Consider the following 14,675-nt stretch of genomic DNA (forward strand, 5'->3'; position numbering starts at 1 on the left):
TCTAATTTGCTTTATCATATTATAGATTTGCAAAATAGAGTTTCACTAAAATCCAGAATTATGAAGCAATTACTACTCACAACAGTACTTCTTCTGGTACTAACATCATGTAGCGGAAGAAAACAAATTGAAAAAGCAATCAGTCATGGTAACTATGACCAGGCGATTACTGACGCGTTACGAAAACTCGAAAACAACAAAGACAAAAAGCGTAAGCAAGATTACATTGTAATGCTTGAAGATGCGTATTATAAAGTTCTGGAGGAAGATTTACAGGATGTTGCACATTTAAAAAAGGACGGAAATCCAGAGCAATATAAAACGATTTATGAAATCTATTTAGATTTGGAAGCAAGGCAAAATGCAATCAAACGCGTGTTGCCATTACAAATCAACGGTAAAAACTTAAATTTAAAATTTAACGATTATACTTCGGAAATCGTCGACTACAGATATAAGACGTCTGATTATCTTATAGACCAAGGGATTGCATTGTTAGATGCTGAAGATAAATATAAGGCTAGAGAAGCTTATAAACTTTTCAGTTATATAGAAAGTATCAATCCAAATTTTGAAGAAACCAGAAGTTTGATGGATGAGGCGCATCAAAAAGGAACCGACTATGTTATGGTATCTATTGAAAATCATACACGTCAAATCATTCCACAGCAACTGGAAGCCGATTTACTTAATTTCGACGCCTATGGATTGAATCAATTTTGGACCGTTTATCATACGAACACTGTAACAGATATCGATTATGATTTTGCCATGCAATTACAATTAAAGCAAATTAATGTATCGCCAGAGCAAGTCAGCAGAATTCAGAAGTTAAGGCAAAAAAACATTGTTGATGGTTGGGAATATCAAAGAGACGGAAACGGAAATGTCGTCCTTGATAGTCTTGGCAATAAAATCAAAGTTGATAAAATTATTAACGTCAAAGCACGATTGTTTGAAGTTCAACAGTTTAAATCTACACAAGTCATTGCTGATGTGGTGTACACAAATTTAAGAACGCAACAAACTATGGATGCATTTACAATAGACAGTGAGTTTGTATTTGAGCATTTTTATGCAACATTTAGAGGTGATGTAAGAGCCCTAAACAGACAAGAATACGATTTAACCAGAAATAGAAGCCTCCACTTCCCTAGCGATGCTCAAATGGTATATGATACAGGAGAAGATTTAAAACTGAAATTGAAACATATCATTAGTTCATACAGCATGAGAAGAAGTTGATCTATCATACTTTCAAATAATAAAACTCCTACATTAAAATTGTCAATATGTAGGAGTTTGTTTTTTTAACAAAACGACGCTGTAAAGACATAACTTTCAAACCCATCATATCTGAAACGAAGCTACTCTGTTTTAGTGTCATTATCTCGTTCTCCCAATGCATTTTTCCAATACGTATGATGTTGCCCAATAACGTTTTGAAGTTCAGAAAATATAGCTTTTAACATATCCTGACTAAAACCTTTTGATTTTTCATATTCAAATTTTTGCTGTAGAATTTCAAGTTGTTGTTCTATAACTTTATTCTGTATCCAGTATTCTTCAATATTCCAAAATGTCATTAAAGTCGTTAGAAGTGTAATGGCTGCAGTTATGACAAGTGCTATATTTTTTTGCCATTGAATTAATTCTATATTCTCACCCAATTGCAATCCTAATACAATGGTAGAAATTGCAGATAATACAACTAAAGGATATTTATATAATTTAATCAATCGAAACATATACCTACGCTGAACCGAATATTTAGCTCTGTTTTGCTTTAGAGCATTTTCTAGAAAATTAATCTGTTCTTCCATAATTTTTGAATTAAATTATAGAAAGAAAATTAGCTCTTTTAGTAATAAAAGTCAATACGTAGTTCTACGTAATTTATACAAACGTCATTAAATCAATCTCATTAATCGCTCCATGAGACGCATGAGCAACTGTCACACCATTTTTAATGATTAAAAGCTGTGGCGATTGGTGTATGACCTGAAATTTATAACCTACTTCATTAGAGACATCTCTATAGCTCAATAAGTCTAAGTAGTATAAATCTAAATCAGTATCAAGATCATAAGCAGACACAAATTGGTTCATGACCATACTGCTAATACCACAACGCGTCGAATGTTTAAAAATGATTTGTGTTTTGGTTTTTGAACGTTCTTCAATCTCACTCAATTGAGATACGTCTGTTAATGCTTGCCATGGCAATACTTTTTCCTCTTTTGGTTCAGACGAACCGAATATATTTTTTAAAAACCCCATAGTTAAGTTTGTATAAAATTTGTAATAATGAAATTCATTTCTAACGATAAGTCGTATCTTAAGTCTAAACTTACAAACTGACTAAAAGTCACGTTATCACACACTAAATCAGACATTTTGTCGTTTAATTTTAGTGTTTTGCAATTGGTAAGGTTATTGTCTTATCGTGATTGTAAATAACACAAAACAGAATTATCAATCTGAATAAATTTAAGCTTAGATATATAGTTAAGACTAAAAATTACATTTAGAATGATACACTTAAAAATACTATAAATAACTATGAATTTTAATAATTATACCATAAAATCTCAAGAAGCGATTCAGCAAGCTCAACAGCTCGCTCAAAGCTTAGGGCATCAACAAATCGAAAATGAACATATCATTAAAGCGATTTTTGAAGTTGATGAAAATGTATTGCCGTTTATTCTTAAAAAGTTAAACGTCAATATCGATGTCTTAAAATTAGCTTTAGATAAGCAAATAGAAAGTTTTCCAAAAGTCTCTGGAGGCGAATTAAGCATTTCAAGAGAAGCCAGCAAGGCTCTTAACGAAGCATCAATTATTGCTAAAAAAATGAAGGATGATTTCGTTTCCGTAGAACACTTAATATTAGCCATTTTTAAATCTAATAGTAAAATTGCACAAATGCTAAAAGATCAAGGTGTTACCGAAAAAGGTCTAAACGCTGCTATTGAAGAACTCCGAAAAGGTGACCGAGTGACGTCTCAAAGTCAGGAAGACACTTACAATTCGCTCAATAAATATGCTAAAAACTTAAACCAGTTAGCAAAAGATGGCAAATTAGATCCTGTGATTGGTCGTGATGAAGAAATTAGACGAATTCTACAAATTTTATCACGTCGTACTAAAAACAATCCTATTTTAGTTGGTGAACCTGGTACTGGTAAAACTGCCATTGCCGAAGGTTTAGCACACCGTATCATTGATGGTGATATCCCAGAAAACTTAATCGATAAGCAAATTTATGCTTTAGACATGGGAGCACTTATTGCTGGAGCCAAATTTAAAGGTGAATTTGAAGAACGCCTCAAAGCAGTCATCAAAGAAGTGACCACGAGTGATGGTGATATCGTTTTATTTATTGACGAAATCCATACTCTGGTTGGTGCTGGTGGCGGACAAGGTGCTATGGATGCCGCAAACATCTTAAAACCTGCTCTAGCCCGTGGCGAATTACGTGCTATTGGAGCAACAACTTTAGATGAATATCAAAAATACTTCGAGAAAGACAAAGCACTGGAGCGTCGTTTTCAAAAAGTGATGGTTGATGAACCTGATACTGAAAGCGCCATTTCCATACTTCGTGGTATCAAAGAAAAATATGAAACACATCACAAAGTCCGTATCAAAGATGAAGCGATTATTGGTGCTGTGGAACTTTCAGAACGTTATATCACCAACCGTTTTCTACCTGATAAAGCAATTGACTTAATGGATGAAGCGGCTTCTAAACTGCGTATGGAAATCAATTCTAAACCTGAAGAGTTAGATGTTTTAGATCGTAAAATTATGCAACTCGAAATTGAAATTGAGGCTATTAAACGTGAAAAAGATGAAACGAAATTAAAATCATTACGATCAGATTTGGCTAACCTCAAAGAAGAACGCAATGAGATTAATGCGAAGTGGAAAAGCGAAAAAGAAGTTGTCGACAATATTCAAACAACAAAATCTGATATTGAAAATTATAAACTCGAAGCCGAACGTGCTGAGCGTGAAGGCGACTACGGAAAAGTAGCTGAAATTCGCTATGGAAAAATAAAAGAAGCTCAAGAAGCTCTTGAAAAATACCAGAATGAATTACTGGAAAATCAATCTGGAAGTTCCCTTATCAAAGAGGAAGTCACTTACGATGATATTGCCGAAGTCGTGGCTAAATGGACTGGTATTCCGGTAACAAAAATGCTACAAAGCGAACGCGATAAACTCTTGAAGTTAGAAGACGAATTACACAAGCGTGTAGTCGGTCAAGAAGAAGCCATTGTTGCAGTGAGTGATGCGGTTAGACGCTCCAGAGCAGGATTGCAAAATCCGCAAAAACCTGTCGGTACCTTCTTATTTTTAGGAACTACAGGTGTTGGTAAAACCGAGTTAGCTAAAGCGCTTGCCGAATATCTCTTTGACGATGAAAATGCTATGACAAGGATTGATATGAGTGAATATCAAGAGCGTCACAGTGTAAGCCGTTTGGTTGGTGCACCTCCAGGATATGTTGGTTATGATGAAGGTGGTCAATTAACCGAAGCTGTGAGACGTAAGCCTTATTCGGTAGTGCTACTTGACGAAATCGAAAAAGCACATCCTGATACATTTAATATCCTTTTACAGGTTCTTGATGAAGGTCGATTAACAGACAATAAAGGTCGTGTGGCCGATTTCAAAAACACGATTATTATCATGACCTCTAATATTGGAAGTCATATTATTCAAGAGCGTTTTGAAGCGACAAAAGATATAGATTCTGCCATTGAAGCTGCAAAAGTGGATGTGTTAGGATTGTTAAAACAAAGCGTACGTCCTGAATTTCTAAACCGAATAGACGATACCATTATGTTTACACCTTTAACAAAAGGAAACATCAAGGATATTGTTGGTTTACAATTAAAAGGTGTTCAGAAAATGTTAGCAAAACAAGGTATTACGTTCGATGCTACGCCTGAGTCTATTGCCTATTTAGCTGAAAAAGGATTTAATCCTGAGTATGGTGCCAGACCAGTAAAACGAGTAATACAGAAAGAAGTATTAAATGAATTGAGTAAAGAAATTTTATCTGGTAAAGTAACAACAGATAGTATCATCCTACTCGATGCCTTTGATGACAAGCTGGTTTTTAGAAATGAAGCAAGTTTTGTTTCAGAAGAAATTTAATATACACTGTAACAAAATGATTATATAACAGTCTTTTAAGTGGTTGGTTAGTTGAAAAGCAACGTAAGTTTTAGAGATAAAACAAGCGTTGCTTTTCCGTTTTAAACCCTATGCTTATATTAATCTTGATCGAATTTTCAAAAAACAAAATATACCAATCAGTATATTTTGTGTATATTTGTTTTATGCAAACAAAATCAGAACTCACAAAACAGTTTATACTCGAAACCGTTGCGCCAATTTTTAATAAAAATGGTTACGCCGCAACAAGTATGAGTGACCTTACTGAAGCCACTGGTTTAACTAAAGGTGCAATCTATGGAAATTTTAAAAATAAAGAAACCCTTGCCATAGCTGCATTTAAGTTTACTGTTAAAGCTTTATTGAAACGTATTGCCAAACATTTAGAGCTTAGCGATTCACCTATTCAGAAACTCTTCTTAATTTCAGATTTTTATAGAAATTACTATGATTACAGCAAGCAATTAGGCGGCTGTCCAGTTTTAAATATAGGTGTTGATGCCAATAATCAAAACACACTTTTACTGGAGCATGTGAAAATTGTTATTGAAAAAATTCAAGATCAAATAGCTACTATTATTGAAAACGGTATTGAAGCAGGTGAAATTTCAACCGAAATTAATGCCATGCAGTATGCTAAACGAATAGATACAATGATTCAAGGCGCTGTATTTATGACTTATACAATGGATGATGAATTTTACATCAAAGACACCATGAAACAAATTGACCAAATGATACATAACGACCTTAAAGCATAATTTTTTTAACTAATAATATACCATTTGGTATATTTTAAACATCTATCTAAATGAATTTACCAAAAATTGTAAGTAGCCAAACAAAAATCAGATTTCAACATTGTGATCCTTTTAATCATTTAAACAATGGGAGTTATATTGACTATTTTATGAATCACCGAGAGGATCAATTATTGAAACATTATGATATCGACATTTATAAAATGGCACAAACAAAAGGGATTAGCTGGGTATCTAGCAGCAATCAAATTGCCTATTTAAAACCTGCATTCTTAATGGAAGTTGTCACTATAGAGTCTCAGTTAATTTACCATGACAGTTCACTATTAAAAGTAGAAATGCGCATGTACAACGAAGATAAAACACATTTAAAAGCATTAATCTGGTGTAGTTTTGTTCATTTCAACTTATTAGAACAAGCAAGAGCACATCATTCTGAAGATATGGTCAGATTGTTTAAAAGTATCGTTACTCCTGTAGATGCTACAAATTTTGAAGAACGTTTACTGGCATTTAAACCTACAAAAAGTAAAACGTTATAAAATTGTAACGTTTAAGTATTAAACGCTACATATATGAAAATTACAATTATGAAAAAACTGATATTTACTTTGGCAATAAGTCTTACTTGCTTTAGTACTGTAAATGCTCAAGAACTTGAAAAATCACTCCTTTGGGAAATCTCCGGTAACGGATTAACAGCATCTTCCTACCTCTACGGCACCATTCACATGACCTGTGATGCAACTTTAGATGAAGATGTCATAAAAGCCTTAGACGATACTTCGCTTTTGGTTTTGGAACTAGATATGGACGACCCTTCAATGCAAATGAAAATGATGAAAGGACTTTACATGAAAGAAGGGAAACATTTAAAAGACTTGGTTGAAGAAGACGATTATCAAACTATTTCAGAATTTGTTAAATCTGAAATGGGCATGCCTATTGAAATGATCGGACATATGAAGCCGTTTTTAATTTCCGCGATGTTTTATCCTAAATTACTAGGTTGTCCTGTAAAATCTATTGAAGCATCTCTTATGGAAGTTGCTCATAAACAAGAGGAAGAAGTGTTAGGTTTAGAAACTGTTGAAGAGCAGCTTCTCGTATTTGACGAAATTCCTTATGAAGATCAGGCTGCTGATTTATTACGTTCTGCTAAAGACAAATTAGTGAAGGATAAAGCTTCTTTTGAAAAGCTTCTGAAATACTACAGCGACGAAGATATTGAAGGAATGATTAAAATGATGGAAGAAGACAAAGAACTTTCTACAGCAAAACACAGTGATAAAATGCTAGACAATAGAAATAAAAATTGGATAGCTAAGATTAGTGAATTTTCTAAAAAACAACCAACATTTTATGGCGTAGGCGCTGCACATCTAGCAGGAGATCAAGGCGTTATAAAACTACTTAGAGAAGCAGGTTATACCGTAAAAGCCGTACACTAGTAATTATATAAATTAGACAATAAGCCTCTGTAAAAGAGGTTTATTTGTTTAAAACCTGTTTAAAACTCTTTGTTTATACAATAAAACTTTATCATTTTAGGTTATGATTATTAGATTTAATTGCTAACTTTGAATTGCTATTAATTCCCAAATTTACATAAGTTAAAGCAAGCTAATTCTTTTTCAAATCAAGAATTAGTGAATAATTTACCTACTTAAATATGAACATAAACTCATATATTGACCATACACTTTTAAGTGCATCTGCCACCGAACGTGACATCATAGATCATTGTAATCAGGCTAAACAACACAAATTTTATTCGGTTTGCGTCAATAGTTGCTATGTGCCATTAGCAAAACAATTACTTAAGGATTCTAACGTAAAAATTTGTACTGTTGTTGGGTTTCCTTTGGGAGCGACTTCAACTGAGGCTAAAATATTTGAAGCCAAACAAGCTATTAATGATGGTGCCCATGAAATAGATATGGTTATGAACCTTGGAGTTTTTAAAAGCAAAAATTATGTTGAAGTTTTTAAAGACATTAAAGACGTAAAAACGGCTATTGGTCGTATCCCTTTAAAAGTTATTATTGAAATTAGTGAACTTTCAAAAAACGGCATTGTAAAAGCTTCGGAAATTTGCTTAGACGCAAAAGTAGACTTTATAAAGACCTCAACGGGATTCACTAAAAGTGGCGCGACACTAACAGCTGCTAAAATCATTAGAAAAACAGTTAGAAACAATTGTAAAATAAAAGCTTCTGGAGGAATTGGCGATTACGAAACAGCACGAAAATATATTGACATTGGTGTAGAACGTATAGGAACATCTAAAGGCGTTAATATTTCTAATGGAGAACTTTCTGATGCAGATTATTAACTTTTAACCTTACTTTACCAATTTTCTATAAAAAGAGTTTTTATATTTGAGTACACTCAAACACGTATTCAATGAAATCTCTCATCACTCTAATTCTTATTATTACAATTAGTTTACCTTCTATAGCGCAAAACAAAGATGTTGCGTCTGAAACGACGACGTATTACTTTATACGTCATGCAGAAAAAGACAGGAGTGATAAAACTAATAGGGATCCTGAGCTAACAAAAAAAGGTAAAAAAAGAGCTAATCACTGGAGTGTGATTCTTCAGCATGTGAAATTTGACGCTGTGTATTCAACCAAATATAATCGCACAATACAAACAGCAACACCTACAGCTAAAAAAAATGGTTTAGAAGTCACATTCTATGATCCAAGAACTTTATATTCTGATACTTTTGCTGAAGCCACTAAAGGACAAACTGTTTTGGTAGTTGGACATAGTAACACAACACCTGCCTTTGTGAACATGGTACTTCAAAACAAAAAGTATGACGATATTGACGATAAAAACAATGGTAATCTTTATATCGTAACAATTTCCGAAGGACAAATTACTGATACTGTACTCACAATTAATGAAGTGAAACACTAAGGTTTTCCAATTCTATTTTAGAGAGTAATTGTAGTTTTCCTCCTTCAAATAATTGAGGCAGTATTGCCAATGATACTGTGGCATCTTCAGGTTTATAATTGTTATAATCTACAAATCGAATGCCATTCACATAACGTTCGTTAAAAGCTTCTCTAAACCGAAGACCTTTACCTTCATCTTCATTATATGAATAGGCTAAATAATCAACCTTTTCTGTAGCTTTGTTAATCCAGTAAATAAATACATCTTCAAAGTCTTCACCACCACCATTTGGGTCAAATGTCACTTGAATGGCATAATAGTTTTTACCTTTAATTGAAAAATCTTCCAAACGTTTTTTATTAACTGCTTGATCATTTAATCCATAAGGCAATACCGAAAAGTAATGCACAGAGTTCACTGAAGCTGAATATCTGGTTACCATAGAATCTGGAACCTCTACCGAAGTATTATTTACACTTCGTTTAAAATCTGTATTAGTTAACGAATCAATAATCCAGTCCTTACCTTTATTTTGCTTTCTTATGAGAGCATATGCTCCGTTTAAACGTTTTGCTTTATAGTGTATATCACGAAATGTAAAACCAATTTCAGAAGCCGCAATTTGCTTTCCTCCTGATACTTCAATGGATGAATCAATGATGGATTGCGCAGATAATTCTTCCGTTTTTTCTTGTTTACAATTCAGAAAAAAAACAGATAAAACTATTAAAACCAAATATTTCATATGTAGTACATTTCAAGTCTAAGTCGAAAAACGAATCATTTAATAACACTAAAGGATATAAAAAAGTTTAAGGTTTCTACTATTACTTTAACAACATCTTTTTCAGCAAACTAATTTGGCCAAGGTGATAGTAAGCATGCTCTATCAAACCTTCAATATTACGCTCATAAGATCCATATTTGATATCAACAAATGGCTGATAAAGCTGCTGTTCTGGCAATTTCATAATTAATTCAACAAGTGCTTCAGAATCTTCCCAAAATCGTTTCAAAAATGTAGTCCATGCCGTTTGAGATTCAATTGGCGGGAAATCAAAGCTAAACTTATCCTTTATGTCTAATGTGCCACCTTCAAATACATTTTTTACGCCATTGACATAATAATGCACATGCTGTGCTAAAAGAGCAATCGTATTCAAATTGTCCCTCTGAGTCGTCGCTACACTCCAATCTAAATCTGTTAACTGTGCTTTGAAATTAGTATTGGCAATCCATAATCCGTCTAGTAAAACTTCCTTAAGACGGTTAGCTAATGTCTCTGTGTTTTGCATGCTTAAAAAAAATTAGAAATAAGATGTATAAAGGTAATTAGTATCACATAAAAAACATAGACTTAAAATCATTAATATTATAATGTATAGAACATCATATAAATTTAAATTATATACCTTTGCCAACGATGCAGAAACCGGTAAACATAAAGAATAAAAAAGCTAAGTTTGAATACGAGATTCTCGATACGTATACGGCTGGTATTGTTTTAACCGGAACCGAAATTAAATCTATAAGAGACAGTAAGGCATCAATAGCAGAAAGCTTTTGCGAGTTTAATGATCGTGGCGAATTATTTGTCATTAATATGACGATTCAAGAATATGTCTTCGGTAATTACTACAACCATAAACCAAAAGCAGAACGCAAGCTTTTATTAAACAAGCGTGAATTAAAAAAGCTAGAAAAGGAAGTTAATATTAAAGGGAATGCCATCATTCCTTTGCGCTTATTTATAAATGAAAAAGGATTAGCCAAACTAGATATTGCTTTAGGAAAAGGTAAAAAACTCTACGATAAACGCGACACAATTAAAGATCGTGACAATAAGCGTAACCTGGATCGTATCAAAAAAATCTACAAGTAACACTTCTTGTTTTATCATCATTTTCGTCAAAATATTTAACATTTAAGTACGTTAGAATTATGACTAATTAACAGACTTAAAATATAAAAATGTCTATGTTTGACAAATGTCAGGCAACCTTTTTATAAAAACATACGTCTATACAATAAAGATCATCAATCAACTCTTATGAAATTAAAATTACTCGCTATTTTTTCATTTTTATGCATGTTTCCATCCTTTTCTCAAGTTAAAGGCACTGTAACAGATACTAAAAATGAACCACTCCCTTTTGTAAATATTTATATTGAAAACACCTATAAAGGAACCACTAGCAATGAAGATGGCAATTATGAACTCAACGTTACTGAAGCTAAAACCTATACTGTAGTATTTCAGTTTTTAGGCTATAAAACCGTTAAGAAAACCATAGAGATACAATCCTTTCCATATACTTTGGATGCGGTTTTAGTAGATGAAGAAATCTCTCTCAATGAGGTTGTTATTTCTACCGATGACAATCCTGCAAATAATATCATGCGTAAAGCCATTGCTAAGCGTAAAGAAAACCAAAACAAAATTCAAAGCTATAAGTCCGATTTCTATTCTCGCGGACTCATAAGAATTAAAGATGCTCCAGAAAAAATAATGGGTAACGAAATTGGAGATCTTGGAGGTGGCTTAGACTCTACGAGAAGTGGTGTTATTTATCTATCAGAAACCATATCGAAACTAGAATATCTCAGGCCAAACAAACTAAAAGAAAAGATATTAGCTTCAAAAGTTAGCGGAGACAGCAAAGGCTTTAGCTTTAATAATGCCATTGATGTTGATTTTGATTTATACAACAATACAGTCGCCATAGGCAATCAAATTATCACACCAATTGCCAACAATGCTTTTGGTTATTATAGGTATAACTTAGAAGGTGTCTTTTATGATGACAAAGGACATCTTATCAATAAAATTAAAGCGACACCACGTCGTGAAAACGATCCTGTTTTTGAAGGCTATATTTATATTGTCGAAGATCAATGGACCATCTACGCTGCTGAGCTTGACGTCACTGGAGTTCAGGCAAAGCTTCCTGCTGTTGACAAAGTGACCATAACCCAAAGTTTTTCTTTCTCTGAAAACAACAACATCTGGGCTAAAATTTCTCAAAATATCGATTTTAAATATGGACTTTTCGGAATTAAAGGCGATGGTCGTTTTACTGCTGTTTATAGTAATTATGAGTTTAACGTTGGTTTAACACAAAACGATTTTTCAAGAGAGATTGTTTCATTTGCCGAAGAAGCCAATAAGAAGGATTCCATCTTTTGGACATCAGTGAGACCAGTGCCTTTAACAGATGAAGAGATTACAGATTACATTAAAAAGGACAGTATTCAACTGGTGAGATCATCTAAAACATATCAGGATTCTGTAGATACGGTAAAAAATAAATTCAAATTAGGTGATATTATTGGCGGCTATACTTATACCAATTCTTACGAAAACTGGAGTGCTGGCATCACCTCTCCTATTGAAGCCATTAGTTTTAATACTGTGCAAGGCTGGAATGCTAATATTGGTGCTTTTTACACCAAAAATTATAATGATTATGAACGCTATTTTTCTATCCGCGGAAATATCAACTACGGATTTAGTGACGAACGATTACGAGGTACTCTAGCAGCTACTTATAAGTTTAATAATAAAAGCAGACCATACCTAACATTATCTGGAGGTGTGTTAACACAGCAATTTAATGCGAGTAATCCTATTTCAAAAACTCTAAACACCTCTTACTCGTTATTTGCTGAAGAAAATTACATGAAACTTTATGAAAACAGTTTTGTTCAAGCAGCATATTCTAATGAGCTTTTCAATGGATTTAGAATCAATTCAAGTTTGGGCTATCAAAGACGAAAAGCACTGTTCAATACCACAGATCAAGTCTGGTATCCAAAAAATGACAAAACCTACACCAGTAATAATCCTTTAGACGCATCGGCTTATGGTATTGCACCTTTTGACACGCACAACCTTATAAAGCTCAACTTGTCAACGCGTATAAATTTTGCTCAAAATTACTTGAGTTATCCTGACGGAAAATATAATATTCCGAATTCAAAATATCCTACGGTGACTTTAGGTTACGAGAAAGGCTTTTCGTCATCGATTGAAGACTATAATTTTGATCAGGTTAAAATTCGATTGCAACAAGGATTTGATGTGAGTAACAAAGGACGCTTTCAGTATAACATAAGAGCAGGCAAATTTTTTAATGCCGATGACATAGCTTTTGTAGACTACCAACATTTTAATGGTAATCAAACGCATATTGGCGCTGGATCATACCTTGATGTGTTTAATAATTTGCCCTATTATACTGCCAGCACCAACGAATCTTATATTGAAATGCATGCCGAACACGACTTTAACGGGTTTCTCCTCGGAAGAGTTCCTTTACTAAAAAAGCTTAATTTCAATCTCGTTATAGGAGCTCATGCACTAGCTACGCCTGATAATAGTCCATACCAAGAATACACGGTTGGTCTGGATAATATTGGATGGGGAAAGTTTAGATTTCTACGCTTAGATTATGTGCGTTCGTATCAAAGTGGCTTTCAAAGTGATGCCATTATGTTTGGTTTAAAGTTCTTTTAAGCTTACTCTTTTACCAACTTAAATATACGTTGTTGTCCTTCCGAAGCTAGTGTTAATATATAAAACCCTGAAGAAAGTTCATTGGTATCAATGTTTGTCTCATTCTGATATTGTGCGATTAATGTTCCGAAGATATTATAAAGTTTAACATCAAATTCGGTCAATTGTGTGTCTATAGAAATACGATCTCTAAATGGATTTGGACCTACTAAAATTAATGGCACTCCTATATCAGTAACACTTAATAAATCACAATCGGGATTAGTAGTTGATGCTGTACTAAATACACCATTGTTTACCGACCAATTTTCCCAAGTGGCTCCACCTTCATCTGACCATGAATTTAAATCTATATAGTTTTCACCAGATAGCGTTCCTGGTATTTTTGCCACCTTTAGGGCTTCTCCGCCTTGATTCCAAGTTAAAGCTTGTCCGCTAACACAAGTTTCAGGCATAAAGTCGGTAACACAATTAGACTGTAAAAAGAAAGCAAACTCAGGATACGCAGGATATTCACCATATACATAAGCTCTTCCCGAATCATTTATACACACAGCAGTATATTCATTACAGGCAATACCGAAAGCACGTGTGGCATTATCTGTTGCATATCGTGCTAAAAAAGCAGCATGACGTGCTCGTCTATCTGGATCATCATAATGCGTATCTGTTATGATATGTTCCAGATAAGGAATGTCTAAAAAATCATTATATCCTAACGTCATTCGGTTATGGTAGGGATTTGATAATGCCTGAGCATTAGTAACAGTACCATTTTCCGCGGAAAAGTAACTACTTCCCAAAATCGCCATACCAGCACTTGTTCCTCCAATCGCTCCACCTTTTTCATTAATAAAACTATTAAGAGTGTCTTCCATGGCATTATCTTTAAAGTAGCTCACATAATTGTATTGATCGCCTCCAGCAAACCAGATAGCTTCAGCATTCTCCACTTTTTCTAATACATAAGGATCAATGGCTCCAGCTTCATTTGCTATCACAAATGTTGTCACAGAGTTAATCGTCACACCGAGTTCAGTATACATATAATTATTATATCCGTCGCTTCCTGATGCTCTTAAAACCACAACATCGCCTCCATTTGCTTTTTCTAAAAACCAAATCATTGCGTTATCATTCTCGGTAGCACCTCCCATCATACAAATTCCAAATTCGTGATTGGTATCTATGTCTGTTGGGTTTCCAGTGGCATATTCAGTATAGTTTTGCGCACTAATAATTTGTACGAATACCATACATAATAATAGAATTGTGTGTTTCATCTTCATTAT

General features: G+C 33.7%; 14 protein-coding genes. 9 read left to right on the top strand and 5 right to left on the bottom strand.

The genetic code is table 11. The annotated features are described in order from the left end of the window. Nucleotides 1-60 precede the first annotated feature (60 nt). Nucleotides 61-1,245, top strand: a complete 1,185-nt coding sequence (locus tag H7350_RS08165; RefSeq protein ID WP_235989297.1) for a hypothetical protein — start codon at nucleotides 61-63, stop codon at nucleotides 1,243-1,245. 122 nt (nucleotides 1,246-1,367) lie between these two features. On the opposite strand, the gene H7350_RS08170 is transcribed toward H7350_RS08165, so the two are convergent. Together H7350_RS08170 and ytxJ are read right to left on the bottom strand one after the other, a co-directional pair. Continuing rightward, on the bottom strand, nucleotides 1,368-1,823 hold the full coding sequence (locus H7350_RS08170; RefSeq protein ID WP_204345404.1) for a DUF4231 domain-containing protein: 456 nt from the start codon (nucleotides 1,821-1,823) through the stop codon (nucleotides 1,368-1,370). Nucleotides 1,824-1,896: 73 nt separating this feature from the next. Continuing rightward, complete coding sequence (gene ytxJ / locus H7350_RS08175) at nucleotides 1,897-2,280, bottom strand: bacillithiol system redox-active protein YtxJ (RefSeq protein WP_204345405.1); 384 nt, start codon at nucleotides 2,278-2,280, stop codon at nucleotides 1,897-1,899. A 282-nt stretch (nucleotides 2,281-2,562) separates the two neighbouring features. Between ytxJ and clpB the strand changes: the two genes are divergently transcribed. The 6 genes from clpB to H7350_RS08205 all read left to right on the top strand — a co-directional run bounded on the left by clpB (nucleotide 2,563) and on the right by H7350_RS08205 (nucleotide 8,885). After that, the gene (clpB, locus tag H7350_RS08180) at nucleotides 2,563-5,172 is read left to right on the top strand and encodes an ATP-dependent chaperone ClpB (RefSeq protein ID WP_204345406.1); all 2,610 of its coding nucleotides are present in this window, start codon (nucleotides 2,563-2,565) and stop codon (nucleotides 5,170-5,172) included. 185 nt (nucleotides 5,173-5,357) lie between these two features. Continuing rightward, complete coding sequence (locus H7350_RS08185) at nucleotides 5,358-5,954, top strand: TetR/AcrR family transcriptional regulator (protein ID WP_204345407.1); 597 nt, start codon at nucleotides 5,358-5,360, stop codon at nucleotides 5,952-5,954. A gap of 50 nt (nucleotides 5,955-6,004) precedes the next feature. Next, on the top strand, nucleotides 6,005-6,496 hold the full coding sequence (locus H7350_RS08190; protein ID WP_204345408.1) for an acyl-CoA thioesterase: 492 nt from the start codon (nucleotides 6,005-6,007) through the stop codon (nucleotides 6,494-6,496). A gap of 48 nt (nucleotides 6,497-6,544) precedes the next feature. Continuing rightward, entirely contained in the window at nucleotides 6,545-7,405 is an 861-nt protein-coding gene (locus H7350_RS08195; RefSeq protein WP_204345409.1) for a TraB/GumN family protein, read from the top strand. Between the two features lie 221 nt (nucleotides 7,406-7,626). Continuing rightward, complete coding sequence (gene deoC, locus H7350_RS08200) at nucleotides 7,627-8,289, top strand: deoxyribose-phosphate aldolase (RefSeq protein WP_204345410.1); 663 nt, start codon at nucleotides 7,627-7,629, stop codon at nucleotides 8,287-8,289. 71 nt (nucleotides 8,290-8,360) lie between these two features. Further along, nucleotides 8,361-8,885 (top strand): SixA phosphatase family protein, encoded by a 525-nt coding sequence (locus H7350_RS08205; protein ID WP_204345411.1) that lies wholly within the window; start codon nucleotides 8,361-8,363, stop codon nucleotides 8,883-8,885. Here the strand turns inward: H7350_RS08205 and H7350_RS08210 are convergent. Together H7350_RS08210 and H7350_RS08215 are read right to left on the bottom strand one after the other, a co-directional pair. Continuing rightward, nucleotides 8,866-9,612: a DUF6503 family protein gene (locus H7350_RS08210; RefSeq protein ID WP_204345412.1), complete on the bottom strand. Its 747-nt coding sequence runs from the start codon at nucleotides 9,610-9,612 to the stop codon at nucleotides 8,866-8,868. The genes H7350_RS08205 and H7350_RS08210 overlap by 20 nt on opposite strands. Before the next feature lie 82 nt (nucleotides 9,613-9,694). Further along, nucleotides 9,695-10,162, bottom strand: coding sequence for a DUF1572 domain-containing protein (locus H7350_RS08215; protein ID WP_204345413.1), 468 nt, complete (start codon nucleotides 10,160-10,162; stop codon nucleotides 9,695-9,697). A gap of 128 nt (nucleotides 10,163-10,290) precedes the next feature. On the opposite strand from H7350_RS08215, the gene smpB reads away from it, so the two are divergent. Continuing rightward, nucleotides 10,291-10,749: an SsrA-binding protein SmpB gene (gene smpB / locus H7350_RS08220; protein WP_204345414.1), complete on the top strand. Its 459-nt coding sequence runs from the start codon at nucleotides 10,291-10,293 to the stop codon at nucleotides 10,747-10,749. Between the two features lie 168 nt (nucleotides 10,750-10,917). Further along, nucleotides 10,918-13,383 carry a DUF5686 and carboxypeptidase regulatory-like domain-containing protein gene (locus H7350_RS08225; protein ID WP_204345415.1) on the top strand — a complete coding sequence of 822 codons (2,466 nt, stop codon included), beginning with the start codon at nucleotides 10,918-10,920 and terminating at the stop codon, nucleotides 13,381-13,383. A 2-nt stretch (nucleotides 13,384-13,385) separates the two neighbouring features. Here H7350_RS08225 and H7350_RS08230 read toward each other — a convergent pair whose 3' ends face one another. After that, a complete protein-coding gene (locus H7350_RS08230; RefSeq protein ID WP_204345416.1) occupies nucleotides 13,386-14,666 on the bottom strand; it encodes a T9SS type A sorting domain-containing protein in 1,281 nt (426 codons plus the stop codon). Nucleotides 14,667-14,675 lie beyond the last annotated feature (9 nt).

This window comes from Psychroserpens algicola (assembly GCF_014526325.1).
Taxonomy (GTDB): domain Bacteria; phylum Bacteroidota; class Bacteroidia; order Flavobacteriales; family Flavobacteriaceae; genus Psychroserpens; species Psychroserpens algicola.

What these genes read in the sequence shown, in the direction of transcription:
- H7350_RS08185 (WP_204345407.1), top strand. Translation starts at nt 5,358, where the DNA reads ATGCAAACAAAATCAGAACTCACAAAACAGTTTATACTCGAAACCGTT.
- smpB (WP_204345414.1), top strand. Translation starts at nt 10,291, where the DNA reads ATGCAGAAACCGGTAAACATAAAGAATAAAAAAGCTAAGTTTGAATAC.
- H7350_RS08210 (WP_204345412.1), bottom strand. Translation starts at nt 9,612, where the DNA reads ATGAAATATTTGGTTTTAATAGTTTTATCTGTTTTTTTTCTGAATTGT.
- H7350_RS08165 (WP_235989297.1), top strand. Translation starts at nt 61, where the DNA reads ATGAAGCAATTACTACTCACAACAGTACTTCTTCTGGTACTAACATCA.
- H7350_RS08195 (WP_204345409.1), top strand. Translation starts at nt 6,545, where the DNA reads ATGAAAAAACTGATATTTACTTTGGCAATAAGTCTTACTTGCTTTAGT.
- H7350_RS08215 (WP_204345413.1), bottom strand. Translation starts at nt 10,162, where the DNA reads ATGCAAAACACAGAGACATTAGCTAACCGTCTTAAGGAAGTTTTACTA.
- H7350_RS08230 (WP_204345416.1), bottom strand. Translation starts at nt 14,666, where the DNA reads ATGAAACACACAATTCTATTATTATGTATGGTATTCGTACAAATTATT.
- H7350_RS08190 (WP_204345408.1), top strand. Translation starts at nt 6,005, where the DNA reads ATGAATTTACCAAAAATTGTAAGTAGCCAAACAAAAATCAGATTTCAA.
- clpB (WP_204345406.1), top strand. Translation starts at nt 2,563, where the DNA reads ATGAATTTTAATAATTATACCATAAAATCTCAAGAAGCGATTCAGCAA.
- ytxJ (WP_204345405.1), bottom strand. Translation starts at nt 2,280, where the DNA reads ATGGGGTTTTTAAAAAATATATTCGGTTCGTCTGAACCAAAAGAGGAA.
- H7350_RS08170 (WP_204345404.1), bottom strand. Translation starts at nt 1,823, where the DNA reads ATGGAAGAACAGATTAATTTTCTAGAAAATGCTCTAAAGCAAAACAGA.
- deoC (WP_204345410.1), top strand. Translation starts at nt 7,627, where the DNA reads ATGAACATAAACTCATATATTGACCATACACTTTTAAGTGCATCTGCC.
- H7350_RS08225 (WP_204345415.1), top strand. Translation starts at nt 10,918, where the DNA reads ATGAAATTAAAATTACTCGCTATTTTTTCATTTTTATGCATGTTTCCA.
- H7350_RS08205 (WP_204345411.1), top strand. Translation starts at nt 8,361, where the DNA reads ATGAAATCTCTCATCACTCTAATTCTTATTATTACAATTAGTTTACCT.